Here is an 8,308-nt window from a genome sequence, read left to right on the forward strand (position 1 = left end):
TGGGCGTCACCACCCCGAGCCTGGACGCCCAGGTGGAACTCCTCGGCAAGGTCTACGAGACGATCGACCCCGCCACCGTCCAGTACGTCGAGGCGCACGGCACGGTCCTGCCCGCGCAGGGACAGGTCTGGTACGCGGCCCGCGGCCGGGGCGCGTACGTCGCGGACGTCGTCGACGGTCGCGTGACCGGCGCGCGGCGCCTGCGCGTCGGCGCGCCGCCGGGGTCGCTCGGTCCGGTACGGGCGGCGGTGCTGCCCCCGCTCGCGATGGTGCCGGCGCGGTACCGCGCCGAGGTGGAGCCGCTCGTCGAGGTGGTCGAGGTCGCGGAGTGGCGCGTGCACGGCGCCCTGTTCGTCGCGGCCGGCGAGCTCGACCTCGCGGTCCAGGTGGGCGGCAAGGTGTGGGACTACGCGCCGCTGTCCCTCATCGTCACCGAGGCGGGCGGCGTCTTCGGCGGCGACCGCGGGCAGCCGCACCCCGTGACCGGGACCGGGCTGTTCGCCGTCGACGAGGCGACGGCGGAGGCCGCGCGCGGCGTCCTCGGAAAGAGTCGCCGACCTGGGAACGTCTGAGGAACGCCGCGCGTTCACTACGATGGATCGCACGGCCAGCGACCCGGCCCTGCGCGCGCGACGACCCGTCGTCGGGCACCCGGCAGCCGCGACCAGGAGGAGTTCATGACCAACCCCGTCTTCTCGAGCAGCGACGTCTTCGGCGAGCCGCGCCGTACCGGGGCTCGCCAGGGATCCCGCCCCGGCGGCACGACCACTGCGCAGCCGCAGTACGGCGCGTACGGCGCCGGGACCATGGGCGCGCAGGCCACCGACGCCGCGAGCCTCGACGCCATGTACCAGGCGCCGTCCGCCACCACGGCCGACACCAAGCGCCTCACCTACGACGACGTCATCATCAAGACCGGCGGCCTGCTCGCGCTGCTGATCGTGGTGGCGGCCGCGACGTGGAACTTCGCCCCGAACCTCTGGCCGATCGGCATGATCGCCGGCCTGGTGCTGGGGCTGGTGAACGCCTTCAAGAAGAAGCCCAGCCCCGCGCTGATCATCGCCTACACGGTGGCCGAGGGCGTGTTCCTCGGTGGCATCTCGATCGCGTTCGCGTCGATCGCCGTCGGCAGCTCGGGCGCCCCGCTCTCCGGGATCGTGCTGCAGGCCGTCGTGGCGACGCTGGCGACGTTCGCCGCCGCGCTGTTCCTGTTCAAGTCCGGCAAGGTGCGCGTCACGCCGAAGTTCACCCGGTGGCTGCTCATCGCCATGGTGGGCTACCTCGTCTTCTCGCTCGTCAACGTCGTCCTGACCTGGACCGGCGTCCTCGACGGCTGGGGGATGCGCGGCGGCGTGATCGGGATCATCGTCGGGCTCGTCGCGGTCGGCCTGGCCGCCGCGTCGCTCATCGTCGACTTCGACTCGATCAAGCGCGGCGTCGAGCAGGGCGTCCCGGCGCAGTTCGCCTGGACGGCGGCCTTCGGGCTGATCGTCACCCTGGTGTGGCTGTACCTGGAGTTCCTGCGCCTGCTGGCGATCTTCCAGAGCGGCGACTGACCCTTCGGTACGCCTCCGGAACGTACGGCCCGACGGCCGGTCACCCTGCGGGGTGGCCGGCCGTCGTCGTGCCCGGGGCAGGCGCGCGCCGTACCGCCCACGCGACCAGCAGGAGCCCGGCGGCGACCAGGAGGCCGTGCCCGACGCGCACCGCCGGGGTGCCGAAGAACTGCGGCAGGTAGAGCAGCAGCCCGGCGGCCAGCGGGACGCCGACCCAGCGCGGTCGGAGCGCGCCGCGCCACAGCGCGACGGCGGCGAGGACCCCCGCCGCGGCGATCAGCGCGAGGCCCAGGCCGAAGAGGGTCATCGCGGCAGGCTGCTCGCGGAGCACGTCGACGTCGGCGAGCAGCGCCGGGTCCTGCGTGCGCAGCGCGGCCTGCGCGATCGTGCGGATGCCGAAGATCTCGGCGCCGAAGTAGAGCGAGCTGAGCGCGGCCCCGGCCCAGGCGGTGACGACGGCGGCGGTGGCGGCGCGCGCACCCGGGGCGACGGCGCCCAGGGCCCCGCTCCCGCGCAGCAGCGCCCGCAGGCCGAGGAACGTCGGCGCGAGCAGGCCGAGCCCCGCGATCCCGCACAGGTGCGCCAGCACCCACCGGTCGGAGGCGAACGACTCCGCGAGCGCGACGCTCGGCACGGACTCGTCCGGCCACGGACGGAGCACGGGGAAGAGCAGCAGGAGCACGGCCGCCGCGACGGCGCCGCCCGCGGTCCAGGCTGCGATCCGGGTGGTGGGCGCCGAGCCTGCCGTCGCGGCGGGCGTCGTCGTGCGGGCGGCGTGGGTCGTGCGGGTCATGGTTGCTCCTTCGGTGCGGGCCGCGACGGTGCGGCCGCGAGGGTGGTGACCCCGGCGACGAGCATGTCGACCAGGGCGTCGAAGCTGCGGTCCAGGTCCTCGGGCAGGCGGAAGCCGCCGGAGAGCTCCAGGAGGACGAAGCCGTGCACGCCGGCGCGCACCACGCGGACGGCGTCGATCGTGCGGTCGTCGGGGAGGCCGAAGCCGTGCAGCACCGCCCCGACGAGCGCGACCACGCGGGCCCCGGCGGCGCGGTGCTCGGCGTCCTCGGGGGCGTCGGGGTCGGGGGCGAGCTGGACGGCGGCGTACCGGCCGGGGTGCGCGCGGGCGTAGTCGCGCCACGCGCGGGCGAGGGCGCGCAGGGCGTCGGGACCCGCGCGGCCGACCGTCGCCGCGGCGCTCGCCGTCGTCAGCTCGTCGAGCGCGACCAGCGCGACCTCGCGGCGCAGCGCCGCCAACGAGCCGACGTGCTTGTACAGGCTGGGGGTGGCGACCCCGGCGGACGCGGCGACCTTCGCGAGGGTGAGGTCGGCGAGCCCGGTCGGCCCGCCCGCGTCCACCTGCTCCAGGGCGAGGCGGACCACGGCGTCCCGCGACAGCCCGGCCCTAGGCACGCGCACCCCGCTCGTCGGCGCCGTTCTCCTGGGGGGCGGGGTGGGCGGCCGGCAGACCGGCGAGGAAGTCGAGGACGGCCGGGGTCACGACCTCCGGCGCCTGGTGCTGCGGGTAGTGACCGACGCCGGGGACCAGGAGCTCCTGGCCGTCGAGCGCCTCCCGCATCCGGGCGAGCTCCGCGCCCGCGTCCTTGTAGTCGGGGTCCAGCTCGCCGACGACGACGAGCGACGGAGCCTGCACCGTGGCGACGAGCGGCTCGATCACGGAGTGGTCGAGCGCGACGGCGAGGTCGCGGAAGGAGCGCAGGTGCGCCGCGTCGGCCATGCTGCGGCGGATGCTCGCGACGTGCTCCGCGTGCCGGGGGGACTTGCGGCCCTTGGCGAACATCGAGGTGTAGAGCGACGCCCACGCCGCCGCGCCCCACGGGCGGACGAACAGCGCGCGGTACAGCGCGCGGTTGAACCGCAGGTGGCCGGGGGAGGCGAGCTCGCGCAGGTGCGGGGCGAGCAGCACCAGCCCGCGGACGAGGTCGGGGCGCTCGGCGGCGGCCCACACGGCGGCGGAACCGCCCATGGAGCTGCCCAGCAGCACGGCGGGGCCGGCGTCCAGGTGCTCGACGAGGGCGACGAGGTCGGTGCCGGTGGCGACGTCGCCGTGGGTGGCGAAGGTGGTGTCGGAGTCGCCGTGGCCCCGCAGGTCCGCGACGACCACGCGGTGGCCGGCAGCGACGAGCGCGGGGACGACGTCGTCGTAGGTGGAGCGGAGGTCGCCCATCCCGGGGACGGCGACGACGAGCGGGCCGCTGCCCGCGTCGGTGTAGGCGATCCGCCCCTCGGGGCGGGCGAGGTGTCGGAGCTCGAGCTTCCCGGTCATGTCCATAGCCATGAAGCTAATACGATTAGCCAAAGGTTGCAAGAGGTTCCTCGAGAAAACTTCTCGGGCGATGTCGATCCGGCGGTTCCCCGTTCGACCTGGGGATGAGAAGGTCACCACGAGGGTGACCGTGACCACGACAAGGAGCGGGACGATGGCCAAGTACATGCTGATCATGCGGGGGACCGACGAGGGCCAGGCGGCGTTCGAGCAGATGGACTTCACCGAGGTCATCGCCTCGATGGGCCGCTACAACGAGTCGATGATGAACGCCGGCGTGCTCGCCGCGGGCGAGGGGCTGTCCGACGCGTCCGAGGGCGCGGTCGTCGACTTCTCCACCGACACCCCCGTCGTCACCGACGGCCCCTACGGCGAGACCAAGGAGCTGTTCAACGGCTTCTGGATCGTCGACGTCGCCTCCAAGGAGGAGGCGATCGAGTGGGCCAAGCGGGCGCCGCTGAGCGGCGCGGGCACGAAGCTCGAGGTGCGCCGCGTCACCGGCCCGGAGGACTTCCCGCAGGACAACGAGTGGGTGCAGAAGGAGCAGGGGTGGCGCGAGGAGCAGGCCCAGCGGGCCCAGTGAGCGCCGTCGGACCGCACGACGAGGGCCGCGCCGACGACGGTGCGGCCCCTCGTCGCGTCGTCGAGGCCGTCTGGCGCATCGAGTCCAGCCGCATCGTCGGCGCGCTCGCCCGGTACACGAACGACTTCGCGCTCGCGGAGGACGTCGCGTCGGAGGCGCTCGCGGAGGCGCTGGTCGCCTGGCCGCGCGACGGCGTCCCGCGCGACCCGGTCGCGTGGCTGCTCGCGACCGGGCGGCGCCGCGCGATCGACGCGTTCCGGCGGCGCTCCGGACGCGACGAGCGGTACGCGGCACTGGCGCGCGACCTCGGCGAGGGCGGCGCCGTCACGGGCGGGCCGGGCGCCGCACCGGCACCGGCCGACGACCTGCTGTGGGACCCGGACAAGATCGAGGACGACCGCCTCGCGCTGCTGTTCGTGGCGTGCCACCCCGTGCTGTCCAAGGAGGCGCGGGTCGCGCTGACCCTGCGCGTGGTGGCCGGCCTGGGCAGCGAGGAGATCGCGCGCGCGTTCCTCGTGCCCGTGCCCACGGTGCAGGCGCGCATCACCCGGGCGAAGAAGACGCTGACCGCCGCGCGGGTGCCCTTCGAGGTGCCGGCCGCCGAGGACCGCGCGGAGCGGCTCGGCTCCGTGCTGAACGTCGTCTACCTCATCTTCTCGGAGGGGTCGACGGCGTCGGGCGGCGACGACTGGATGCGGCCCGACCTGGCGTACGAGGCCGTCCGGCTCGCCCGTGTCCTGACGCGCCTCGCGCCCGAGCCGGAGACGTTCGGGCTGCTCGCGCTGCTGGAGCTCACCGCGGCGCGGTTCCCCGCGCGCACCGGGCCGGACGGGGAGCCGGTGCTGCTGGAGGACCAGGACCGGCGCCGCTGGGACCGGTCGGCGGTTCGGCGGGGGCGCGACGCGCTCGCCCGGGCGGTCGCCGTCGGGCGCGGGCTGGGGCCGTACGGGCTGCAGGCCGCCATCGCGGAGCAGCACGACGTCGCGCCGTCCGTCCCCGCGACCGACTGGGAGCGCATCGTCGTGCTCTACGAGGCGCTGGGCCGCGTGGCGCCGTCGCCCGTCGTCGAGCTCAACCGCGCCGTCGCGGTCGCGATGGCGGCGGGCCCGGCCGCCGGGCTCGCCGTCGTGGACGACCTCGTCGCGCACGAGGTGCTGTCCGGGTCGTACCTGCTCCCGTCCGTGCGCGGCGAGCTGCTCGCCCGGCTCGGCCGGAAAGACGAGGCGCGCGCGGAGCTGGAGCTCGCCGCCCGCCTGTGCGGCAACGCCCGCGAGCGCGGCGTGCTGGAGGCGAAGGCCGCCGCCCTCTGACCCGCGACCTGTCAGGGCCACGCGCAGGTTCTGATGGTCGTGGTCCTGACAAGTCGCCGGCCCGCAGAGTTGTCAGGACCACGGTCATGGATTCGTGATCCTGGTCCTGACAGGTCGCCGGGGGAGGGTCGCCACGGCGACGCCGGCCAGGGCCAGCACGCCGCCGACGAGCACGACGGGTGCGGGCACCTCGTCGAGCAGGACCCAGGACATCAGCACGACGAGCGGCGGGACGGCGTACGTCGACGCTGCGGCACGACCGGCGCTGACGCGGGCCAGGGTGTACCCCCAGGTGGTGAACGCGATCGCGGTCGGGAACACCCCCAGGTAGACGACGCCGAGCAGGGACGACGACGGCGCGACGGATGCCTGCGAGATCAGCGCAGGCAGGAACGGCAGCGCCGCGACGGTGCCGGCGAGGCAGCCGAGCCAGGTCATGGTGAGCGCGTCGGCGTGGGGGAGCAGGCGCTTCTGCAGCGTGGCGGCGCCGGCGTACAGCACGGCCGAGGCGAGGCCGAGCGCCACGCCGACGACGTCGAACCGGCCCGTCGTCGTCGCGACGGCGATGACGACGACGCCCGTGAACGCGACGGCGATGCCCGCCAGCAGGCGGCGGGGGAAGCCCTCGCGCAGCAGCACGCCCGCCAGGACGGCGACCAGCATCGGCGCGATGTTGACCAGCAGGGCCGTGGTACCCGCGTCGAGGTGCTGCTCCGCGGCGTTGAGGGTGAGGTTGTACGCGCCGAACCAGGCGACACCCCAGGCGAGGACCAGCAACAGCACCCGCCCCCGGGGGAGCCGGACGGGGGTGCGGCGGCGGGCGCGAGCGACGAGCAGGATCACGGTCAGCGCCGCGGAGCCGACGGCGACGCGACCGAGGGTGAGCGCGCCGGCGTCGAGGTCGTGCCCGACGGCGCGCACGCCGACGAATGCCGAGGCCCACAGCACGACGGTGACGGCCATGGCGGCCGCCGTGAGGGCGCCGGCGCGGCGCGGGGTGTTCCCCGGCGTGGCGCTCGGCGCGGGCGGCGCGGTGCGCGCGGTGGTCTCGGCCATGGGAACGATCGTCCCCGACGTGTCTCGTGAGCACCAGTTCAGGTATCTACCGAACGCTTCAGTGTCGCTGTATTGTCGCGACATGCTCGACGTCCACCGGCTCCGCGTCTTCCGCTCCGTCGTCGCCAGCGGCTCGGTCGCCGCGGCGGCCGCCAACCTCGGCTACACGCCGTCCGCGGTGAGCCAGCACGTCGCCGCGCTGCAGCGCGAGACAGGGCTCCAGCTGCTCGCCCGGCACGGCCGCGGCGTGCGGCCCACCGCCGCGGGCCAGGCGCTCGCCGCGCAGGCGGACGGGCTGCTCGCCCGCCTCGGGGAGGTGGAGACGTTCGTCGCCGACCTGCGCTCCGGGCGCTCCGGGAGCCTGTCCGTCGCCTATTTCGCCTCCGTCGGGGCGGCGTGGCTGCCGGCCGTCGTCAGCGCGCTCAGCAGCGGGTTCCCCGGCGTGCGGCTCGACCTCGAGCTCACCGAGGAGATCCCCACCGACCCGTCGAAGCGCGCCGACCTGCAGCTCGCCGTCGCGCAGACCGACTTCCGGCCCGCCGCCGGCACGACCGCCCACCACCTGCTCGACGACCCGTACGTCGCCGTCGTCCGCCAGGACCACCCGCTGGCCGGGCGGGACGAGATCGAGCTCGCGGAGCTGGTCGGCGACCGGTGGATCGACAACGACTTCGCCCGCGGCTGGTGCCGCCGCAACCTGCTCGAGGCGTGCCGCGCCGCCGGGTTCAGCCCGGCGTTCGCGGTGGAGGCCCACGACTACCCGACCGCCCTCGCGTTCGTCGCCGCCGGCATCGGCATCACCGTGCTGCCCGCGCTCGGCTCCGCGCGCCCCGCGGCCGGGACGGTGGCCGTGCCCGTGGTGCGGCCCGTGCCGGTGCGGTCCATCTACGCCCTGGTGCAGGACGCCGTCGCCGACACCCCGCCGGTGGTGGCCGCGCTCGCGGCGCTGCGCGACGTCGCCGGGTGCCCGGTGCCGTCCGCCGCGTAGGCTGGACGGCGCAGCCCCGCCGGGCATCGCCTGGCCTCTGCACCCCGACTCTGCACGACGACGAAGACGAGGTACCCCTGTGACCACGCTCCCCACCGCCACCGGCGGCTTCGGCGACAAGCCCCAGATCACGTTCCCCGAGGGCGACGCCCCCGCCGGCCTGCAGGTGCAGGTGCTCGAGGAGGGCACCGGCCCGGTGGTCGACGCCGGCCGCACCATCGTCGTCAACTACCTGGGCCAGACCTGGGGCGGCGGCGTGTTCGACAACTCCTACGACCGCGGCCAGACCATCGACTTCCCGATCGGCGTCGGCGCGGTCATCGGCGGCTGGGACAAGGGCCTGGTCGGCCGCAACGTGGGCGACCGCGTGCTGCTGTCCATCCCGTCCGAGCACGGCTACGGCCAGCGCGGCGTGCCGCAGGCCGGCATCCCCGGCGGCGCGACGCTCGTCTTCGTCGTCGACGTCGTCGGCGTGCGCTGACCGCACCCCTCGCCGAACAGGCGGTTGACACCGTGATCGCGCGCCAGCAGGCG

10 protein-coding genes are annotated in these 8,308 nt (G+C 75.1%); 6 read left to right on the plus strand and 4 right to left on the minus strand.

Going from position 1 to position 8,308, the window contains the following annotated elements:
* Window positions 1-572 (plus strand): inositol monophosphatase family protein (locus tag ACFWEK_RS15580; RefSeq protein ID WP_430554613.1); only part of this gene is annotated, 572 nt, incomplete at its 5' end.
* Between the two features lie 105 nt (window positions 573-677).
* On the plus strand, window positions 678-1,556 hold the full coding sequence (locus tag ACFWEK_RS15585; RefSeq protein ID WP_430548349.1) for a Bax inhibitor-1/YccA family protein: 879 nt from the start codon (window positions 678-680) through the stop codon (window positions 1,554-1,556).
* Window positions 1,557-1,596: 40 nt separating this feature from the next.
* Here the strand turns inward: ACFWEK_RS15585 and ACFWEK_RS15590 are convergent, their stop codons facing one another.
* Genes ACFWEK_RS15590 through ACFWEK_RS15600 form a run of 3 tightly spaced genes read right to left on the minus strand, consistent with a single transcriptional unit; the run spans window position 1,597 to window position 3,837 of the window.
* Entirely contained in the window at window positions 1,597-2,349 is a 753-nt protein-coding gene (locus ACFWEK_RS15590) for a hypothetical protein (RefSeq protein ID WP_430554614.1), read from the minus strand.
* A complete protein-coding gene (locus ACFWEK_RS15595; RefSeq protein WP_430554615.1) occupies window positions 2,346-2,969 on the minus strand; it encodes a TetR/AcrR family transcriptional regulator in 624 nt (207 codons plus the stop codon). Before ACFWEK_RS15595 ends, ACFWEK_RS15590 begins: the two co-directional genes overlap by 4 nt.
* Window positions 2,956-3,837, minus strand: coding sequence for an alpha/beta fold hydrolase (locus ACFWEK_RS15600; RefSeq protein WP_430554616.1), 882 nt, complete (start codon window positions 3,835-3,837; stop codon window positions 2,956-2,958). The genes ACFWEK_RS15595 and ACFWEK_RS15600 overlap by 14 nt, the downstream gene beginning before the upstream one ends.
* A gap of 154 nt (window positions 3,838-3,991) precedes the next feature.
* On the opposite strand from ACFWEK_RS15600, the gene ACFWEK_RS15605 reads away from it, so the two are divergent.
* Both ACFWEK_RS15605 and ACFWEK_RS15610 read left to right on the plus strand, forming a co-directional pair.
* Complete coding sequence (locus ACFWEK_RS15605; protein ID WP_430548353.1) at window positions 3,992-4,420, plus strand: YciI family protein; 429 nt, start codon at window positions 3,992-3,994, stop codon at window positions 4,418-4,420.
* Window positions 4,417-5,730 (plus strand): RNA polymerase sigma factor, encoded by a 1,314-nt coding sequence (locus tag ACFWEK_RS15610; RefSeq protein ID WP_430554617.1) that lies wholly within the window; start codon window positions 4,417-4,419, stop codon window positions 5,728-5,730. The genes ACFWEK_RS15605 and ACFWEK_RS15610 overlap by 4 nt, the downstream gene beginning before the upstream one ends.
* Window positions 5,731-5,814: 84 nt before the next feature.
* Here ACFWEK_RS15610 and ACFWEK_RS15615 read toward each other — a convergent pair whose 3' ends face one another.
* Complete coding sequence (locus ACFWEK_RS15615) at window positions 5,815-6,786, minus strand: DMT family transporter (RefSeq protein WP_430554618.1); 972 nt, start codon at window positions 6,784-6,786, stop codon at window positions 5,815-5,817.
* Between the two features lie 82 nt (window positions 6,787-6,868).
* Here ACFWEK_RS15615 and ACFWEK_RS15620 point away from each other — a divergent pair, with 82 nt between their 5' ends.
* Both ACFWEK_RS15620 and ACFWEK_RS15625 read left to right on the plus strand, forming a co-directional pair.
* Window positions 6,869-7,774, plus strand: coding sequence for a LysR family transcriptional regulator (locus ACFWEK_RS15620; protein WP_430548356.1), 906 nt, complete (start codon window positions 6,869-6,871; stop codon window positions 7,772-7,774).
* Window positions 7,775-7,853: 79 nt separating this feature from the next.
* Complete coding sequence (locus ACFWEK_RS15625) at window positions 7,854-8,255, plus strand: FKBP-type peptidyl-prolyl cis-trans isomerase (protein WP_429733276.1); 402 nt, start codon at window positions 7,854-7,856, stop codon at window positions 8,253-8,255.
* Window positions 8,256-8,308 lie beyond the last annotated feature (53 nt).

Source organism: Isoptericola sp. NPDC060257 (genome assembly GCF_042726645.1).
GTDB classification, from domain to species: Bacteria; Actinomycetota; Actinomycetes; order Actinomycetales; family Cellulomonadaceae; genus Isoptericola; species Isoptericola nanjingensis.